At 44.7% G+C, this 19743-nt stretch carries 19 protein-coding genes and 1 pseudogene; 14 read left to right on the forward strand and 6 right to left on the reverse strand.

Annotated features, from left to right (window positions below; translation table 11 throughout):
* A pseudogene (locus F899_RS15815) lies at positions 1-600 on the forward strand (hypothetical protein); the annotation flags it as partial.
* Positions 601-653: 53 nt separating this feature from the next.
* On the opposite strand, the gene F899_RS10285 reads toward F899_RS15815, so the two are convergent.
* Positions 654-1418, reverse strand: coding sequence for a glutathione S-transferase family protein (locus tag F899_RS10285; protein WP_005222615.1), 765 nt, complete (start codon positions 1416-1418; stop codon positions 654-656).
* A 380-nt stretch (positions 1419-1798) separates the two neighbouring features.
* On the opposite strand from F899_RS10285, the gene F899_RS10290 reads away from it, so the two are divergent.
* From F899_RS10290 to ychF, 7 genes are all read left to right on the forward strand, one after another.
* Complete coding sequence (locus F899_RS10290) at positions 1799-3001, forward strand: SfnB family sulfur acquisition oxidoreductase (protein WP_005222617.1); 1203 nt, start codon at positions 1799-1801, stop codon at positions 2999-3001.
* Positions 3002-3012: 11 nt separating this feature from the next.
* Positions 3013-4236 (forward strand): SfnB family sulfur acquisition oxidoreductase, encoded by a 1224-nt coding sequence (locus tag F899_RS10295; RefSeq protein ID WP_005222619.1) that lies wholly within the window; start codon positions 3013-3015, stop codon positions 4234-4236.
* An 11-nt stretch (positions 4237-4247) separates the two neighbouring features.
* The gene (locus F899_RS10300; protein WP_171063883.1) at positions 4248-5660 is read left to right on the forward strand and encodes an LLM class flavin-dependent oxidoreductase; all 1413 of its coding nucleotides are present in this window, start codon (positions 4248-4250) and stop codon (positions 5658-5660) included.
* 19 nt (positions 5661-5679) lie between these two features.
* The gene (locus tag F899_RS10305; RefSeq protein ID WP_005222622.1) at positions 5680-6510 is read left to right on the forward strand and encodes a MetQ/NlpA family ABC transporter substrate-binding protein; all 831 of its coding nucleotides are present in this window, start codon (positions 5680-5682) and stop codon (positions 6508-6510) included.
* Positions 6511-6520: 10 nt separating this feature from the next.
* A complete protein-coding gene (locus F899_RS10310) occupies positions 6521-7591 on the forward strand; it encodes a methionine ABC transporter ATP-binding protein (RefSeq protein WP_034434060.1) in 1071 nt (356 codons plus the stop codon).
* Positions 7572-8231 carry a methionine ABC transporter permease gene (locus tag F899_RS10315; protein ID WP_005222624.1) on the forward strand — a complete coding sequence of 220 codons (660 nt, stop codon included), beginning with the start codon at positions 7572-7574 and terminating at the stop codon, positions 8229-8231. The genes F899_RS10310 and F899_RS10315 overlap by 20 nt, the downstream gene beginning before the upstream one ends.
* Positions 8232-8343: 112 nt before the next feature.
* Positions 8344-9435 carry a redox-regulated ATPase YchF gene (gene ychF, locus F899_RS10320; RefSeq protein ID WP_005222625.1) on the forward strand — a complete coding sequence of 364 codons (1092 nt, stop codon included), beginning with the start codon at positions 8344-8346 and terminating at the stop codon, positions 9433-9435.
* Positions 9436-9491: 56 nt separating this feature from the next.
* Here the strand turns inward: ychF and F899_RS10325 are convergent, their stop codons facing one another.
* Positions 9492-10037, reverse strand: a complete 546-nt coding sequence (locus F899_RS10325) for an Mpo1 family 2-hydroxy fatty acid dioxygenase (RefSeq protein WP_005222626.1) — start codon at positions 10035-10037, stop codon at positions 9492-9494.
* Between the two features lie 102 nt (positions 10038-10139).
* Between F899_RS10325 and F899_RS10330 the strand changes: the two genes are divergently transcribed.
* A complete protein-coding gene (locus F899_RS10330) occupies positions 10140-10835 on the forward strand; it encodes a Crp/Fnr family transcriptional regulator (protein ID WP_005222627.1) in 696 nt (231 codons plus the stop codon).
* 70 nt (positions 10836-10905) lie between these two features.
* Here F899_RS10330 and F899_RS10335 read toward each other — a convergent pair whose 3' ends face one another.
* Complete coding sequence (locus tag F899_RS10335) at positions 10906-11391, reverse strand: hypothetical protein (protein ID WP_005222629.1); 486 nt, start codon at positions 11389-11391, stop codon at positions 10906-10908.
* Between the two features lie 105 nt (positions 11392-11496).
* Between F899_RS10335 and F899_RS10340 the strand changes: the two genes are divergently transcribed.
* The 5 genes from F899_RS10340 to dapC all read left to right on the forward strand — a co-directional run bounded on the left by F899_RS10340 (position 11497) and on the right by dapC (position 18143).
* Entirely contained in the window at positions 11497-12249 is a 753-nt protein-coding gene (locus tag F899_RS10340) for an AzlC family ABC transporter permease (protein ID WP_005222631.1), read from the forward strand.
* Positions 12246-12593 (forward strand): L-valine transporter subunit YgaH, encoded by a 348-nt coding sequence (gene ygaH, locus F899_RS10345; protein ID WP_005222633.1) that lies wholly within the window; start codon positions 12246-12248, stop codon positions 12591-12593. The genes F899_RS10340 and ygaH overlap by 4 nt, the downstream gene beginning before the upstream one ends.
* Positions 12594-13041: 448 nt before the next feature.
* Positions 13042-14256 (forward strand): formate-dependent phosphoribosylglycinamide formyltransferase, encoded by a 1215-nt coding sequence (purT, locus tag F899_RS10350; RefSeq protein ID WP_171063231.1) that lies wholly within the window; start codon positions 13042-13044, stop codon positions 14254-14256.
* Positions 14257-14283: 27 nt separating this feature from the next.
* On the forward strand, positions 14284-16956 hold the full coding sequence (glnD, locus tag F899_RS10355; RefSeq protein WP_005222640.1) for a [protein-PII] uridylyltransferase: 2673 nt from the start codon (positions 14284-14286) through the stop codon (positions 16954-16956).
* A 17-nt stretch (positions 16957-16973) separates the two neighbouring features.
* Positions 16974-18143, forward strand: a complete 1170-nt coding sequence (dapC, locus tag F899_RS10360; RefSeq protein WP_005222642.1) for a succinyldiaminopimelate transaminase — start codon at positions 16974-16976, stop codon at positions 18141-18143.
* Between the two features lie 31 nt (positions 18144-18174).
* Here dapC and F899_RS10365 read toward each other — a convergent pair whose 3' ends face one another.
* From F899_RS10365 to msrB, 3 genes are read right to left on the reverse strand one after another with little or no spacing between them, the layout of a single operon-like run.
* Entirely contained in the window at positions 18175-18627 is a 453-nt protein-coding gene (locus F899_RS10365; protein ID WP_005222644.1) for an energy transducer TonB family protein, read from the reverse strand.
* Positions 18628-18680: 53 nt separating this feature from the next.
* A complete protein-coding gene (locus F899_RS10370) occupies positions 18681-19157 on the reverse strand; it encodes a glutathione peroxidase (protein ID WP_004815442.1) in 477 nt (158 codons plus the stop codon).
* Positions 19154-19573 (reverse strand): peptide-methionine (R)-S-oxide reductase MsrB, encoded by a 420-nt coding sequence (gene msrB, locus F899_RS10375; RefSeq protein WP_004815441.1) that lies wholly within the window; start codon positions 19571-19573, stop codon positions 19154-19156. The genes F899_RS10370 and msrB overlap by 4 nt, the downstream gene beginning before the upstream one ends.
* Positions 19574-19743 lie beyond the last annotated feature (170 nt).

Raw genomic sequence — 19743 nt, forward strand, 5'->3', positions numbered from 1 at the left:
CAGATCGCTCAACTCGTTGGTGGCTTAATCGGTGGCTCTGGTGGTCTTGAAGGTATCGACATCGGGGCAATTGCAGGCTTGGTTGGCGGCTTAATTGAAGGCAATGGTGACATCGATATCGGTCAGATCGCTCAACTGGTCGGTGGCTTAATTGGTGGTTCAGGTGGTCTTGGTGACTTCGACCTAGGTGCGATTACCGATATTATTTCTGGCTTCAGCAATAATGGCGGTGACTTCGACCTTTCACAATTGACCAATTTACTTGGTGGTCTCGTGAGTGCAAATGATAGCTCTGATCTGAGTGGCTTACTGGGTGGTTTAGGCGACCTAGGCAATGGTTTAGGTTCAAATGCATTTGAAAGCTTACTTGATGGAAGTCTAGGCGACTTAGGTTCGAGCATTATTCCAGAATTAGGTGATCTTATTTCAGGTGGTAGCTCAGTTGATAACAATATCAGTATTACTGAAATTATTCCGACCATCAAAGAAACAATTTCCAATATCTCGAGCGGTAGTCCATTACCGAAGTTTGACTTTAGCTCACTTCTCAGTGGCTTTAATAAACAGAGTGATATTGATCTCACAAACCCTTGGGGCTAAGTATCAAATAAAAAAACGCGCTTTAAGCGCGTTTTTTTATTTCACTATTTAACTTATACACCGCGCCAATCAATACGAGCATTACGTTCATGACGATAGATGTTTTTAATATATTGGCCTAAAGGCAATTCCGAGAGATAGGTCTGATAATCCCGATATTCATCTGACATAGATTCAAAGCTGTCACGCTCCCACGGTGTACCGGAAATTGCCAACAAAGGTGCCAACATTGAACAGACTGCAATATCGGCCAGACTAAAACGCGATCCAGCAAAATAAGCTCCCTTATTCTCGATCAGTGTCTGGTTCAGCTGTTCAACTGTCTCTTTAATATATTCACGGGACTGAGCAAGTGTATCTTCAGTAAGTGCATAACCTTTGCTGAGAAGGGTTTTAAGCAAAGGCTTGGAAAATTTTTCGAACTGACGCAGATACCCTTTTTCACCGATCAGGATCTCCATCGATTCATGATCATGGGATAAAGCCTGGGCCAGCATCCAGCGACGGATATGACGTCCCAGTTCCTGAGTCATTTCATCAATCTCCAGCACCTTTTGGCGTAAGCGTGCTTCTACTGGTAATAAACGATGCTCAGGATAATGTTCATCCAGATACAAGGCGATCTGGGTTGAATCTGCAATCCATTGTTCCTTGTCACGCAAAATTGGCAGACGGTTCTGTCCCGTTTTAAGACGAGCAAAGGCACGATGCGCACCTGGCATGAGGTTTTGTGCGACATAATCCAGTTCTTTATGATCAAGCATCCAACGTGCTTTTTCACAAAAATGTGATAAAGGAAACTGGTATAAGGTGCGCATAAAATCTCCATGTTGATTATTAAATTCGGTCGCATTAAAACCATCTATTTCAGTTGGATACTTTAGACACCCTTCATTGGAAATACAATGTGCTTTTAATTCAAAATTAAGATGTTACTTATTCAACTCCACAATGTTTATTTTTATACATTTTTTTGTCTTGTTTATATTTAAAGCAGATATGTCTTTTTAAAATCCATACTTATAGATTGAAAAACAAATTAAATCCTGTTGTTTTCTAACTATTTACTATATTCAAAATTGATAAAAACCTAGCAATTTTTGTCCTAAATAGGTTTTTTCATAAGCTTTGCGAAAGCAATTACTTAATCTCATAAAGCTTAGCCTGTAACGTTTTGATATCGATTTAGGATGTCATTATGTCTCGTTTAACTTTTGAAAAAGTTCATGTTATTGAAAATGATCACGACGCAATTAATGCTGCCTACCATGTTGCAGACTTTGCTCTGGAAGGCCGAAATCAGCGTGATCAGCAACGTGTACTCCCTCTTGCTGAAATTGACCTGTTCAGCCAAAGGGGTCTGGGCGGTATTCGTATTCCAAAACAGTACGGCGGTGCCTTCGTTTCCAATAAAACCCTGGCACATGTATTCCGTATTGTGAATAAAGCTGACTCGAGTGTCGGACAAATCCCTCAGAACCAGATCGCATTACTCAACATGATCCAGATCATGGGTACAGAACAACAAAAACAGTTTATGTATAGTGAAATTTTAAAGGGTAAACGTCTGTCCAATGGCGGTCCGGAACGCCATACCAAAGATTCTAAAACCCTGGCGACCACGCTTACAATCGAAAATGGTCGCTATTTTATCGATGGCGAAAAATTCTATTCAACTGGTAGCAGCTTCGCGCACTGGCTGGCAATTAAAGCGATTCATCCTGAAGGGCATGTGGTGCTCACTATTGTCGACCGGACTGCTGACGGTGTTGAAGTGATTGATAACTGGAATGGTTTTGGTCAACGCACCACCTCCAGTGGCACGGTCAGACTGCAGCATGTCGAAGTTGATCCGCTGCTGATTTTTGATGAACGCCTGCTTTCCAACCAACCGAATTACCGCGGTGCTTATTCACAATTACTACAAGTGGCAATTGATGTCGGCATTGCCGAAGCGGCTTTTTCCGATACGCTGACGGCCATACATAAGGCTCGTCCGGTTGTGGATGCACAAGTCGAAAAAGCCAGCTTTGAGCATTACACCCTGCAGGAAGTGGGTAAGTCATCTGTGTTATTAGATGCCGCGATTTTACTGCTGGATGAAGCTGCTGAATATCTGGATGAACTGGATCAGCTGGAATCTGTGACTGATGAGCAGGCAGCCAAAGCCTCAATTTTAGTGGCTGAAGCCAAGATCTATGCCAATGATGCAGCCTTAAATATTTCGGAAAAGTTACTGGAATTGGGCGGCAGCCGCTCCAGCCTGAGTCAGCACAATCTGGATCAGCATTGGCGTAATGCACGTGTGCATACCCTGCATAACCCGATCCGCTGGAAGCTGCATGCACTCGGGGATCATTACCTGAATCATAAACTCCCTGCCCGCCACGCCTGGATTTAGGGAGATTTGCCATGACTTCATTTCAAAACATTATTCCATTTCAATCCGAGCAGCTGGCGCAAGCTCATATCATCCAGTCTGATAAGGAAGCCTTAGAAATTGCCCGTAATCTGGCAGAGCAATTCAAGGCGGGTGCCGTACAGCGTGATGCCGAACGTATTCTTCCTTTTGAAGAAATCGAGGCTTATAGCCTGTCCGGGCTCTGGGCGATTACCGTACCGAAACAATATGGTGGTGCAGAAGTGTCTAGCTATACGGTGGCACAAGTCATTGCCCTAATGAGCGGTGTGGATGGATCAATCGGTCAGATTCCGCAAAACCATTTCTATGGTCTGGAAATCCTGCGCAATAACGGCACGGAGGAACAAAAACAGAAACTCTATGCCGAAGTCTTAAAAGGTGCCCGTTTTGGTAATGCCCTAGCTGAATTCAAGACCAAGACTGCTGCACAGCGCCAAACTGCGATTCGCAAAACCGAGCAAGGTTATGTCATTAACGGCGAAAAATTCTATTGCACCGGCAGCCTGTTTGCGCACCGCATTCCGACACTGGTCGTGCATGAAAGCGAACAGCAATTCCTGGCCTTTGTCCCACGTGACAGTGAAGGTCTCACCTTGATTGATGACTGGAGCGGTTTTGGCCAGCGTACCACTGGCAGCGGCACGGTGAAATTCGACAACGTGCAGGTGCTTGAGGAAGATGTGGTACGTTTTGATACGGCCTATTCCCGCCCAACCATTTCCGGTCCTTTCGCACAATTGCTACATGCCTCCATTGAAACCGGCATTGCCCGTGCTGCATTTGAGGAAACCTTGGACCGTGTACGTCAGGCGCGTCCGTGGATTGATTCTGGTGTGGACAAGGCCACCGATGATCCGCTGACCAAACTTGAACTGGGCCGTGTGGTCGCTGATGTGCGTGCTTCTGAAGTGTTACTCAAACAGGCCGCACGTTCTGTTGATGCCGCCAAGGTTGCTCCGACTGAGGTCAGTGTTGCCAAAGCCTCTCTAGATGTAGCCAAAGTGCGTGCACACAGTTCTGAAACCGCATTAAAAGCATCATCGAAGCTGATTGAACTGGCTGGCAGCCGTGGCAGCCAGCGTGAAGATGGTCTGGACCGCTTCTGGCGCAATGCCCGTGTGCATACCCTGCATGATGCTTCACGCTGGAAATATTATTTCATTGCCAATTATTTGCTGAATGGTGTTCTGCCTCCACGCCGGGGGACATTGTAATGACAAATATTATGAACAGCTCGAAAGCGAAGGAAATCCTACTCAATGCCTTTGATATGAACTGCGTAGGTCATATCAATCATGGCCTGTGGACTCATCCATGGGATGAATCGTATCGCTTTAATGAGCTGAGCTACTGGACCGATCTGGCAAAAACGTTAGAACAAGGATTGTTTGATGGCCTGTTTATGGCCGACATCACCGGGGTCTATGATGTCTATCAAAATGGCATTGATCTGACTCTAAGAGAATCGATTCAATTACCGAGTCATGATCCAAGCACCCTCGTGTCTGCCATGGCAGCCGTGACCCAGCATCTTGGTTTTGGCGTTACAGTCAATCTCAGCTATGAATCGCCTTATCAATTCGCCCGTCGCTTCGCCAGTCTGGATCATCTGACCCATGGCCGTATCGGCTGGAATATTGTCACTGGTTATCTGGACAGTGCCCAGCGCCTGATTGGTGAAAATGGTCTGAAAGACCATGATCTACGCTATGAGCAGGCCGAAGAATTTTTGCAGCTGTGCTACAAGTTCTGGGAAGGCTCCTGGGAAGATGATGCTGTGCTGAAAGACAAACAGCAGCGGATCTTTACCGATCCGGCCAAAGTGCATCAGGTTAATCATCAAGGTCAGTTCTACCGCAGTCAGGGCGTATTTCAGGTTTCTCCTTCTGTTCAACGTACTCCGGTATTGTTCCAGGCTGGTGCTTCACCGCGTGGTATGGCCTTTGCCACCCAGCATGCGGAAGGCATGTTTATTGGTGGTGATCATCCGGACAGAATCAAGAAACAGGTCCATCAGATCCGTCGCCAGGCCACTGAACAAGGACGTGATCCTGAAGCGATCAAAATTTTTGTTGGTATCACTGTGGTAACCGCAGAAACGGATGAAATGGCGCAGCAAAAGCTGGAAGAATATCGTTTTTATGCCAGCCCTGAAGCTGGCCTTGCACATTTCTCCAGTTCAGTCGGAATTGACCTGTCCACATTTGCCGATGATGAGCCAATTCCTTACCAGCAAACCAACAGCATTGCTTCAGTCAATAACAAGTTTAAAGAACAACAGCTTACACCAACTGATCTGAAAGCACAGCATGTACTGGGTGGGCGTTATCCACTGATCGTGGGCAGTGGTGCAACGGTGGCAGAAAAACTGATTCAGCTGGTCGATGAAACCGGGATAGATGGCTTCAACCTGACCCGTACGGTGGCTCCAGAATCGCATCTGGATTTTATCCATTTTGTTATTCCTGAATTACAGCAGCGCGGACGCTATAAGACTGAATATAAACAAGGCAGTTTCAGACACAAGCTATACCAGCAAGGAGATCGCTTATCCAGCGCTCATCCAGTGCAGCAATTTCGATGTCAAAGCTCCGCCTCAACAGCGAACATAAACCTAAAGCAAAAACAATCAGCATAAATTTATTTTGAGGTGCAACATGGCACAAACCGCTAAAACAAAATTCACCATTATTGGGGTGATTATTGCCGTCGTCATTATCGGGCTGATGGTGTGGAACCAACAAAAAAAATCTGGTTCGGATGAACTGGTTATTGGTATCAGTCCGTCTTTTGCCAAACCTTTACAGGTGGCAGCAGAAGAAGCCAAACAGCAAGGTATCAATGTCAAACTGGTCGAATTCTCGGACTGGAATACGCCAAATATCACCCTGAATCATGGCGATATTGATGCCAATTTCTTCCAGCATCAGCCGTTTTTGGATAATGCCAAGAAAGAAACCGACTTTAAGATCAAAGCCTTTGCTAAAGGTGCAGCCACTCATGTTGGCCTTTATTCCAAGAAAATTAAAAGCTTTGATGAACTAAATGATGGCGCGAAAGTGGTCATTCCCAATGATCCTGTAAACCAGGGTCGTGCCCTACTGTTATTGCAACAGGCCAAACTGGTAACACTCAAAAATCCAAATAATCATTTATCTAGCCTGAAAGATCTTGCAGCAAATCCGAAGAATCTGCAGTTTGTTGAAGTTGAAGGTCCACAAACTGCACGTGCCATTGATGATGTCGATCTGGCATTTGGTTATCCGCATTACCTGCGACTGGCAAAAACAGCTGATCCTGAAAAAGCACTGTTATTTGACTCTAATAAGGACAACCGCTATGCAATTCTGTTTGCAGTACGTGAGGACTATCAGGACAAGAATGACAAGCTGAAGAAATTTGTCGACATCTATCAGAATTCACCTCGCGTAAAGGAAGCTCTTGATGCTGACTTTGGTGCGAAGCTCTGGTTCCCAGGCTGGAAATAAGGAAAATACTATGGTGAGTTTTGGTTCTCAGGTAGCGTTTTCCGTCCCACATATCAAAATCCGCAACCTGAATAAATATTATGAAGTTCAAGGCAAATCAGTTCATGCATTGAAAAACATTAACTTGGATATTCCTGAAAGCAAGATTTTCGGAATTATCGGCAAAAGTGGCGCGGGAAAATCCTCGCTACTACGTACCTTGAATGGTCTGGAACAGATCAGCGAAGGTCATATCCATATTCATCAGAAGGATCTGGCTGGACTCACCCATGCTGAACTGATCCAGTTACGTCAGCGCATTGGCATGATCTTTCAGCACTTCAATCTGATGTCTGCCAAAACTGTCTGGGAAAATGTCGCTCTGCCGCTCAAAGTTGCAAACTATAAAAAGTCAGACATCAATGCACGTGTCAATGAAGTACTGCAACTGGTGGGCTTAAGCAAAAAAGCGCAGAATTATCCTTCGCAGCTCTCTGGTGGACAAAAACAGCGTGTCGGTATTGCCCGCGCGTTGGTGCATCATCCGGAAATTTTACTCTGTGATGAAGCCACTTCTGCACTAGATCCAGAAAGTACCTCCGTGGTGCTGTCTTTACTGAAAGAAATCAACCAGAAACTTGGCATTACCATTGTGCTGATTACGCATGAAATGCAGGTGATCCGTGAAATCTGCGATCAGGTGGTAGTGATCGATAAAGGTGAAATTGTCGAAGCGGGTGAAGTCTGGTCAGTATTTTCCAATCCTCAGCAGCAGATTACCCAGGAACTGCTGAATCTGGAACAACTGGAACTGCCATTTGCCATTAGTCCTGAAGTAACCGCGGATACCACGCATAGCATTGTCAAACTGCGCTATGCCTCTAGTGTTCAGTATTCACCAGATTTAAAGGTGATTTTTGAGCATTTTGATCATCCGGTTTACCTCTATCAGAGCCATATCGACAGTATCCAGAACCATCTGGTCGGCAGCCTGATTGTCGCGGTGGCTGACCTCAATCTGGATACCAACCTGCTCCAGCAAAAACTCAAACAACACATTGCACAGATTGAGGTGATTGGCTATGCACGACCAACTCATTGATTTATTACTGACGGGAACTACCGATACCTTAATCATGGTGGGTGTCTCTGCCATCGTTGCTTTTCTGATTGGGTTACCAATGGCGGTGGTTTTGGTCAGTACCTCAGAGCATGGCATTTATCCATCCAAACCAATTAATCAGGCTTTGGGCTGGATTGTAAATATCACCCGTTCTGTGCCTTTCCTGATTCTGATGGTCGCGCTGATTCCAATTACCCGCTGGATTGTCGGCACCAGTTATGGGGTCTGGGCCGCAGTTGTGCCTTTAACCTTGGCAGCTACCCCTTTCTTTGCGCGGATTGCTGAAGTCAGTTTACGTGAAGTGGATCAGGGACTGATCGAAGCTGCACAAGCCATTGGCTGTAACCGTAAGCAGATCATCTGGCATGTGTTATTGCCTGAAGCTTTACCAGGAATTGTGGCTGGCTTTACCGTAACCTTAGTCACTATGATCAATTCATCAGCCATTGCCGGTGCGATTGGTGCCGGCGGTTTAGGTGATATTGCATACCGTTATGGTTATCAGCGTTTTGATATGCAGATCATGCTGGCCGTGATTGTAGTACTGGTTATTCTGGTAATGCTGATTCAGACCGCTGGTGACACCTTGTCGAATCAGCTCGACAAACGCAAAATTTAAAAACCTCTCTTTTCATAAGTTTTCAACAAAGCCCTCAGCCATGACCTGACTTTGTCATGGCTTTCATGTAAAATCACTGGCAATTTTTATATAACGCTTTGTGAGTTATTTCATGGGTTTTAATTGTGGTATTGTAGGCCTGCCTAACGTTGGTAAATCTACGCTTTTCAATGCATTAACCAAAGCTGCAATTGCTGCGGAAAACTTCCCATTCTGTACCATTGAACCAAACACCGGTATCGTGCCTGTGCCAGATCCACGCCTGGACAAACTTGCTGAAATCGTAAAACCACAACGCGTGATCCCGACAACTATGGAATTCGTGGACATCGCGGGCCTTGTCGCTGGTGCATCTAAAGGTGAAGGTCTGGGTAACCAGTTCCTTGCAAACATCCGTGAAACTGATGCAATTGCTCACGTGGTCCGTTGTTTCGAAGATGAAAACGTGATTCACGTAAACGGCAAAATTGATCCGCTTGATGACATCGCAACCATTAATACTGAGCTTGCTCTAGCCGATCTTGAAACTGTGACTAAAGCAGTGACTCGTTTAGCGAAATCTGCAAAAGGTGGCGATAAAGAAGCGATCGCGACTAAAGCAGTTCTAGATAAAATTCTTCCTCTTTTAGATGAAGGCAAACCTGCTCGTGCTGCAACCTTAGATGATGACGAACGTAAACTGGTACGTGGTTTTGGTCTGTTAACGCTTAAACCAACCATGTATATCGCCAACGTGGCTGAAGACGGTTTTGAAAATAACCCGCATTTAGATGCTGTACGTGAACTGGCTGCTGCTGAAAATGCAATCGTGGTTCCACTTTGTAACCAGATCGAAGCAGAAATTTCATTACTTGAAGATGAAGACCGTGCTGAATTCCTGGAAGCTATGGGCATGGAAGAACCAGGTCTGAACGTGGTGATTCGTGCAGGTTATTCATTGCTTGGTCTACAAACTTACTTTACTGCTGGCGTACAGGAAGTTCGTGCCTGGACAGTAAAAGTGGGTGCGACTGCTCCTCAAGCTGCGGGTGTAATCCACACTGACTTCGAAAAAGGCTTTATCCGTGCTGAATGTATTGCTTACGATGACTTCGTACAGTACAACGGCGAAGCTGGCGCCAAAGAAGCAGGTAAATGGCGTCTGGAAGGTAAAACTTATATCGTTCAGGATGGCGATGTTCTGCACTTCCGTTTCAACGTATAAGTTGAAGCTAAAAAAAGCCCCGAATTATCGGGGCTTTTTATGTATTTAAAAAAGAATTAATCAGCTGCTATTTCCGCATATGGGGTGTTTTGTTCCATCAGCAAGCGTTGCTTACGTGCTTCAAGTAACATTTTCGCTTCTAGTTCCTTGCGAAAGCCGAACAGGAAAATTAATTCCGCAAGAACAAATAAAGGTCCGATCGCCAGGCCAATCAGATCATCCATAAATGCCGGTTTTTTCTTTTCGTAGAAATGACCTACAAACTGGAATGCCCATCCAATGGCAAAAATTCCAACGCTGGTACTCAGCCAGGTTCCAGTATCCCACTGTGCCACATTATAGGCATAAGGATAGACAAACATAAAAATGAAGGCCATGATCAATGCAAAAAATACATCAATAGTTAAATAATAAAGAATTGAAACAATGAGAAGTCCCAAGGCAAGAGTCACCTCAAAGCCGGACATCATCAGTGATACACGTGCAGTAAGACAAATAATAGAAAAAACAATTAATGGGACCCCAATAAAATGTGTCATGACATTCTTACGGTCTAAATGATAAGCTGCATACTGGCTTAATAGTCGTTCTACTCTGGTCATATTATTCTTCCTTGACTGGCCATAGAATTTGACTATAGCGCAACAATAAAAGATAAGTTGTCAGCTGGACGACAACTCATAAAACTTGGAGCAATAAAGCGAGTGGAAGAAAAATATCTTGTTGAATTAGAAAAAAATTCCTGGTTCTCAAAATTACCTTCTCATTTCCAGAACAGCCTGCTGAAACATGCAGTTACCTTATCCGTCGATAAAGACCAGGCCGTATTTTATTCAGGTGATGTGTTTGATGGAATTTATGCTGTATTAGAAGGTGCAATTGGTTTAGGTTCTATCAATATTGAGGGTAAAGAGGCAGTTTCTGCAATTGTAGAACCCATTGTCTGGTTTGGTGAAATCTCATTGGTGGATGAGCAGCCGCGTTCTCATCACGCCATCGCCTGCAAGAAATCCCTGCTCTTGCATATTCCCGCGCAATTTATTTATAAGCTGGTGGCTGAACAACCTGCATTCTGGTTTCACATCTCCCAGCTCATGAGCCAGAAATTACGTTATGTGTTTCTGGAATTATTTTCTATTCAGACCCAAACCATGCAACAACGCCTAGCGCAGCGTTTACTGTTTATTTTGCAAGGCTATGGCAATCACCTGGTCATTAAAAACCGTACCATTCAGTTGTCGCAGGAACAGTTGTCACAAATGCTGATGTGTTCCCGCCAGACTATTAATCAGGAACTGCAACAGCTGGAAAAAATGAATATCCTGAAAATTGCCTTTAAACAGATTGAAATTCTGGATGTGCAACGACTACATCAATTGACTGGCGTTCCACTTCACTGATTCCGAACTAAGAAAATCAAAAAGGCTGAGCATATGACTCAGCCTTAAGTTGACACAAACAAAATATCGATCAGCTGGCAACACCCACCTGTTTCGGATCAGTATTGCCCAGTTGTGGATGAGCAATTGCACTTTCACACTGTTTTTTGTCACGTTCATAATCGGCTTGCTTCTGTGCCAGACTATTCCCATCTTCAAGTGTGGTACGTGCCCAGATTTCCAGACTGGTTAAAGCCTTACGACATAATGCATATTTTCCTTCAGTCACGGAATCGGTCATTTTCACATTAATGCGCCAATCCGTGCTCAACTTGCGCGCAGGCTGACGAACGCGTTTTTCAATTTGATCAATCTGCTTGTTGTAGACCAGCGGATCTACTTCATTCATAAATGTCCAAGCTTCATGGGCATAAGTGGTCGCATCATTGCTCAGTTTCGGGGCTGGCTTAATTTCCGGTGCTTGATTGCCTGAACCCTCATTTCCGCATGCCTGTAATAACAATGCTGTGCTGACTAAAGCACCACTCAGTATATAACGTGTCTTGAACATGAACATTATCAGGCTCGCCATCTTAAACAATTCGGCACTATGCTATTAAATTCACGTACAATACTCAATTACCATTTGACCCCTTGTTCAACTCTCCCTCCAAGGTGTGCTGTGTCCGAACTGAATCAACACGCTGTAAAACCTGCCAGTTTTTGGCAAGGTGCCAAAGACAGCCAGGCGATTATTTTTACCTATTTGCCCGTTTCTTTTGCCTTTGGGGTTTCTGCGACCCAGTTTGGCTTTACCGCATGGGAAGCATTATTCCTGTCCTGCTCCATGTATGCAGGTGCCAGTCAATTCCTGGTTGTTGCACTCTTAGGGAGTGGCACTTCCAGCTGGATGACTGCATTAACCGTGATTGCTCTGGATATCCGTCATCTACTTTATGGCCCTGCGCTACAGAATTTGATTCAGGATCGGCTTAATCTGAAAAAAACCGCAGTCTGGGCTTGGGGACTCACCGATGAGGTATTTGCCTCTGGCATGATCAAACTGTCGCAACGGCGTCAGGAATGGTCTGAATCGTGGATGCTGGGGTTGAGTTTATTCAGCTGGCTGTCCTGGGCAACAGGTTCTTTTCTCGGTGGCTTATTTGCAGATCAGGTCAGCAACTTACCGCAATTTTTACAGGCCGCTTTAGACTTCCTGTTACCTGCGCTATTCCTAAGCTTCCTGCTGGCAGCCTTTGAAAAGAAACATACTTTTGTTGTCAGTGTGACGATTGTTGTTTCTGCTATTGCCTGCTACATGATTGACCTGTCTGCTGCAATCTTTATCGGCATCAGTTCCGGTATTCTGGCAGGCCTGTTCAAGCACTATGTACTCAAACGTCCCGATCCTGAGCATATGGGAGAAGAACTATGAATTTAGAAATTATTCTGGTTGGTATTCTGGTCGGGATTGCCAATTTCGCTTCCCGTTTCGGACCTTTTTTTGTGATTCAGAAATCGCAGCAAGGTTCACAAAAGCGTGGTGCGCTGTGGTTGAAAATTGCCTTAGGTGCGATTGGAATTTCTGCAATTAGCTCAATGTTGGTCGTGGCGACACTACCGCCTTTGCTGGAAACTCCCGATAAAAGTGTGGCGATGCTGGCCGGTTTTATTGTATTAACAGTGCTGTATTTCAAGTTTAAACGCATTGTGATGGCCACTTTGACGGCTGCCCTCACCTATGGCCTGATTTATACTTACCTACCGATTCATTTTTAAAAAATGAATCAATGAATATAAGAGGCTTATGCTACGTTCCGGTATAAGCCTTTTTTTAATGATAATAAGAAAATTGGCATGTTTGAACCAAGACAAATGCTTGAGCGGAAAATCTTTATCCATCAGCGCTGGAGTGGAGCATTACAATATTTACGATTGACTTTGTTCTCCTCATCTCTCTTGGCAACGCAACCAAACCATGAAACTCCTACCTTGGCTGAAATTAATTCCGGGCCAGCTTCTGAAAATGAAAAAACTCAATCCGCAAAATCATATTTATTATTTAGATCCTCAAATCGATCCAGTGGAAGTATCTTTCTGATTTCTTAATCTAAATTTTGCGAACTTTATAAATAAAATTGTTGGTCAATATCACAATTTTGTATGAAACTTGGCTTATCTCCGCAGAGAGTTCTGCTATGCTAAAAGCCCATAAAATCAAGCATGGATGATTTACATGAGCGTGACGATTGGTACCCCACTACAGGCTTCTGCCTTCAAGGTCTTATTACTGGGTTCAGGTGAACTGGGCAAGGAAGTGGTGATTTCCCTGCAACGGTTAGGTGTCGAGGTTCACGCTGCTGACCGCTATGACCATGCACCTGCCATGCAAGTTGCCCATCAGTCGCATACCCTGAATATGGCTGATCCAGCAGAACTTAAACAGCTGATTGATCAGGTGAAACCAAATCTGATTGTTCCGGAAATTGAAGCGATTGCCACCCAGGTGCTGGTTGAAATTGAAGAGCAGAACATCGTAACAGTAATTCCATCCGCGAAAGCAGTGAATCTGACCATGAACCGTGAAGGCATCCGTCGTCTCGCCGCTGAAGAACTGGGGTTGCCAACATCTGCTTACCGTTTTGCCAATACTTTAGAATCTTTCCGTGCCGCTTGTGATGATATTGGTTATCCAAACTTTGTGAAGCCTGTGATGTCCTCTTCAGGCAAAGGTCAGTCTCGTGTCAAAAGCTTCGATGAAGTTGATGCTGCCTGGGAATATGCGCAAACGGGTGGTCGTGTAAATCAAGGTACCGTCATTGTTGAGTCACAGATTGATTTTGATTTTGAAATCACCCTGCTCACTGTTCGTGCCAAAAATCCGAAAACAGGTGAAATCGAAACTTCTTATTGCGACCCGATTGGTCACCGTCAGGATTCTGGGGACTATGTTGAAAGCTGGCAACCTCAGCCAATGACACCTGCTGCATTGGAAGAAGCCAAGCGAATTGCCAATAAAGTAACCGTTGCGCTCGGTGGTTGCGGTATTTTTGGGGTAGAACTCTTTGTCAAAGGCGACAAAGTATGGTTTAGTGAAGTGTCACCACGTCCACACGACACCGGCTTAGTCACTTTAGCTTCCCAGTTCCAAAGTGAATTTGAGTTGCATGCGCGTGCGATCCTGGGTCTTCCGGTAAATACCACTCGTCATAGCGTTGCAGCCAGTGCTGTGATTTACGCTGGTGTAGATGATCAGAATCTTTCTTATTCTGGTCTGGATCTTGCTTTAGCAGATGGCAATACAGACTTGCGCCTGTTTGGCAAGCCTGAAGGCTTCAAACGACGTCGTATGGGTGTAGCAACTGCACGTGCTGAAACAACAGATCAGGCACGTGAACTTGCGCAACAGGTGGCTCAACAAGTCAGTGTCAACCAAAACTAAGCTGAAAAACGAAACGGACGACTGTTCATGATCAATACCCTGCCATTGCTGAATTACACCAAAAGTAACCATGACATTAAAGCCATTAACGAATGGCGCAGTGATGTCGAGCACCAGCTGCAGGAATGTTTTGAAAATGGTGAGTCGATCCGTGACATTATTCTGACCCGATCAAATCTGATTGATGAAGCGCTACAGTTCCTGTGGAAGCATGCTGAACTCGATCAGACTGATCTGGGTCTATTTGCTGTCGGTGGCTACGGCCGCCGCGAAATGCTGCCCTATTCTGATGTCGATATCATGATCCTGTCAGAAGATGAAATTACGTCTGAACAGGAACAGTTGATTTCGACCTTTATTTCATCTTTATGGGATGTCGGCAATTTCAAGCCAGGTATTAGCGTCCGCACCATTAGTGAATGTGTCAATCAGGCCAGCAGTGACCTGACTGTAGCCACGACCCTGATTGAGTCCCGTCTGATTACCGGTAATGAAAGCCTGGCCAAATGGCCACGTCGTATCGTGTCTCAATCCTGGACTGACAAGACCTTTTTTGATGCCAAAATGGAAGAGCAGCATAAACGCTATGCTCAACATAACAATACCGAAAGTAATCTCGAACCGGACATTAAAAATGCTCCGGGTGGTATTCGGGATATTAACCAGATCGGCTGGATTGCTAAACGCCATTTCCGCGTAAACCGTATTTATGATCTGGTACATCTTGGTTTTATTTCAGAATTTGAACTGGCCGTTTTAGAAGAAGCCGAAAGCTTCCTCTGGGAAATCCGTCATCATCTGCATCGCATTACCAAACGCGATGAAAACCGCCTGTTATTCGACTATCAGCGTGATATCGCCGCGAAGTTCGGCTATGTACGTGAAGAAGGCCAGCCGCAGAACTATCCGATCGAACAGTTTATGAAGCGCTATTACCGCAATGCACAGCAGGTATCGACGCTGAATGAAATGCTGTTGGCTTATTTCAATGAATCGGTAATTACCCCGCGCCTGCCAAACTATGAGCGTAACATCGAAGAAATTAACCAGAACTTTAAACTGGTTGATGGCAAACTTGCGGTACAGCACCATAAAACTTTCTCGGAAAATCCAAGCGCGATTCTGGAAATCTTTTATCTTCTGGCAAACCGTCCGGAGATTGAAGGCATCCGTGCCCGTACTTTGCGTCTTTTAACGCTCGCAGCAAAACGGATTGATCAGGATTATCGCAATAATCCCGTTCATCAAGCGCTGTTCATGGCGATTATCCGTTCACCATATCGTTTATATGAAACCTTGGTAGCAATGAAACGCTACGGCGTATTAGGGAATTATATTCCGGCCTTTGGCCAGATTATGGGGCTGATGCAGTATGACCTGTTCCATATCTATACTGTAGATGCGCATACCCTACTGCTATTACGCAACCTGAACCGCTTTAAGGAACCGGAATTCGCCAAGGAATTTCCGGTAGTCAGTTCGGTGTTCCAGCGTCTGGCCCGTCGTGACATCGTCTATCTGGCTGCCCTGTTCCATGACATTGCCAAAGGTCGTGGTGGTGACCATAGCGAACTCGGTGCCACTGATGCGATTGCATTCTGCCGCACGCATGGCTTTACCGAGCGTGAATGCAATCTGGTTGCATGGCTGATTCAGAATCACCTCATCATGTCAGTGACTTCACAGAAAAAAGATATTTCTGATCCGGATGTGGTCCGTGAATTTGCAGAAAAAATGGGTGATATGGAGCACCTGGACTATCTGTACACCCTGACTGTTGCCGACATTAATGCCACCAATCCAAAACTGTGGAATACCTGGCGCGCGTCTTTAATGCGTCAGCTATATACGCATGCGCGTGATGTAATTCGTTCTGGTCTGGGCCGTCCGGTGGATTATCAGATGCTGATTGAAGACACCAAGTTTGCTGCCAGCGAACTGCTGGTACAGGATTTTTCTTTGTATGATGTGGAAACCATCTGGCAGGAACTCGGTGATGACTACTTCCTGAAAGAATCGCCAGATGAAATCGCCTGGCATACCCGTGCCATTTTACAGCATGGTGATAATTCTGAACCGCTGGTGCTGATGCGCCCGCATCGTAAATATGCGCAAGATGCAGTGCAGATCTTTATTTATACGCAAGATAAACCAAACCTGTTTGCCACCACAGTGGCCGTTCTGGACCGCATGGACCTGGATGTACAGGATGCAAGAATTATCACAGCAACCAAGGCGTTCAGTCTGGACACTTATGTCGTGCTTGACCGTTTCGGTACGCTGCTTACCGATCCGGAACGCGAGCTGAAAGTGATTGATGCACTTAAAGATGCTTTAAGTCATTCCGACAAATACCCAGGCCTGATGCAGCGCCGTATTCCACGTCAGCTCCGTCATTTTGATATTGAAAATACGGTAGATATCAGCCTGAACCCTGTTTTGAACCAGAATATGGTGGAAATTGCCACGCTCGACCAACCGGGTCTACTTGCCAAAGTAGGCGGATTATTTATGATGCGTGGTCTGGATATCCATTCTGCTAAAATTGCCACACTTGGCGAACGTGCCGAAGACATTTTCTTTGTCACCAAAAAAGATGGCATGCCGTTGAACCCTGAAGAATCTTCTGAATTTGCCTGTGCTTTAAAAGCAGCGCTGGATGAAGCCTCTAATCAGGTCAACAGTCAACACTCACATTAAAACGCGGTAACTCATTCATGAACTCTAGCTTGTCTTTATTGCCTCCTTATCCATTTGAAAAGTTGAATAAACTTTTTGCGGATATTAAGCCTGCGAATATGCCACTCATTCCCCTATCGATTGGTGAACCAAAGCATCCAGCTCCTGAGTTCGTGAAACAGGCCATTATTGATAATTTTCAGCACCTTTCGACTTATCCAAACTCGAAAGGTTTACCTGAACTGCGTACCAGTATCGCCAACTGGCTGACTCGCCGTTTTAAACTGAACAGCATTAGCGCAGACAGCAATATCTTGCCAGTATCGGGTACCCGTGAAGCAATCTTCTCTTTTGTACAGGCACTGATTAATCGTGAAGATGCACCTTATGTGGTGATGCCAAATCCTTTTTATCAGATTTATGAAGGTGCAACACTACTTGCAGGTGCAAAACCGTACTTTATCAACTGCACTGAGGAAAATAATTATCTTGGTGATTTTGATACAGTGCCTGCTGAAGTCTGGGAAAAAACCGCACTCCTATTTGTCTGCACACCGGGTAACCCGACAGGTGCAATTCTGTCCAAAGAACAGTTTAAAAAGCTAGTTGCACTTTCTGATAAATATGATTTTGTAATTGCTTCAGATGAATGCTACTCAGAGTTATGGTTTGATGAAGCCCCTGTGGGTTTACTGGAAGTCTGTGCAGAAATTGGACGTGATGACTACAAAAACTGCGTAGTATTTCATTCGCTCTCTAAACGCTCGAATCTTCCAGGCATGCGTTCAGGCTTTGTTGCGGGGGATGCGGCTTTGCTTAAACCTTATCTGCAATATCGTACTTACCACGGTGCAGCGATGCCGGTTCAACATCAGCTGGCTTCAATTGCTGCCTGGGATGATGAAGCACATGTTGAAGAAAACCGCGTACAGTACCGTGCCAAGTTTGATCTGTTCCAGAAAGAGCTTGGTCACTTGTTGCCACTAAAAAAACCGGATGCGGGTTTCTACTACTGGTTGAAAGTAGACAATGACGAAGAATTTGCCAAACGCTTAATGCAACAGGCACATATCAAAGTACTTCCTGGCCGCTACCTGTCTCGTGATACTGAGCAAGGCAATCCAGGTGAAAACCATGTACGTCTGGCACTGGTTGCTGATCTGGCACAATGTGAGCAGGTCATTGAGCGATTAAAAGCCATTCTTTAACCTAAAATTTTTAATAAAAAATCCACTATATTTATAGTGGATTTTTTATTTCAATCTTATGTTCCAGGCTATACACCAGATTGTGGTCTACACCCTTGATTGGCTCTAGCTTGGCAGCCAACACCGCTTCTTTAACTTTAGCATCGACAACTCTCAAGCCAGAACTCTGAATGATCTCAACGTCGGTAATCCGCCCTGTATTGGCGATGACCGTCATTTGCACGATTACTGTCTTGGCACGTTGCAATTCTGCATCACTAAATCTCAGATATGGTGCTTTTAGCCAGCTGACTTCATAGCCCTGCTTCGCCAGCAAATGTGGCGGAACAGCATTTTTGACAGTAGGCGGCTGATAAGCTGGAACAGGCTGCTTCAGCCTTTTTAGTAATTGCCGGGTTTTTTCATCCTGTGCATAAGCAGGAGCTAAAAACAGCCCGATACATATGCTAAATAACAGGCTCTGAACGAAGATTCTGAATGGCATGGCAATAGCTTGAAGAAAGTAAAGGCGGCCAATAACCGCCCTGAATAAGCGTCTTACAGCGCTTTTTCGATCTCAGCTTCCAGGTCTTCAGGCTTGGTGGTTGGCGCAAAACGGTTCAGCACCTTGCCATCACGCCCAATCAGGAACTTGGTAAAGTTCCATTTAATACCATTACCCAGAATCCCTTTAGAATTATTGGTCAGATAACGGAAAATTGCATGTGCTTCAGGACCTTTGACATCGATCTTGGAGAACATCGGAAATGTCACCCCATAGTTCTTCTGGCAATATGCACCAATTTGCTCATTACTGCCCGGATCCTGTCCGCCAAACTGGTTACAGGGAAAGCCTAAAACTTCCAGGCCACGATCTTTATATTTCTCGTAAAGTTTTTCCAGGCCGGCGAACTGCGGTGTGAAACCGCACTTACTTGCGGTATTCACAATTAACAGTACCTTTCCTTCATAGTCTGCAAATTGTTTGGTTTTTCCATCTAACAATTCAGCTTCAAACTGATATATGCTGGTCATGGATAAGTTTCCTCATCATTTTTTTCTTGTGTTTTTAATTCTAATGAAGCGGAGTTCACACAATAACGTAAGCCAGTTGGCTGAGGTCCATCAGTGAAAACATGCCCTAAATGTGCATCACAATGATGGCAAACAATTTCTGTTCTGACCATACCATGAGATGTGTCTAAATGCTCTTCAATTGCAGAGCCGTTGATCGCCTTATAGAAGCTTGGCCAGCCACAGCCACTGTCATATTTGGTTTCTGAGGTAAATAAAGGTTCACCACAACAACGGCATACATAAGTACCATCTTGTTTCGTATTCCAGTATTTACCGGTAAATGCTGGCTCCGTCCCTTTTTGACGTGTAATACGGAACTCTTCAGGTGATAACTCTCTTTGCCATTCTCTGTCTGATTTACTGAGTTTTCCCATGATGACGGTCCTTTCTATCTTGCTATTTTAAATAGGATAATTCTATATTTACGTGATTCATTTTAAAAATTCTAGTGTTTGTTTAACATTTTACAAAAGACATATAATCCCCCAAAAAAGCAAAAAGTAAGCAAATTAACAAAATAAAAGTAAGCATTTTGTTCATTAAA

Origin of the sequence: Acinetobacter sp. CIP 101934 (assembly GCF_000369585.1) — a bacterium.
GTDB lineage: Bacteria > Pseudomonadota > Gammaproteobacteria > Pseudomonadales > Moraxellaceae > Acinetobacter > Acinetobacter schindleri.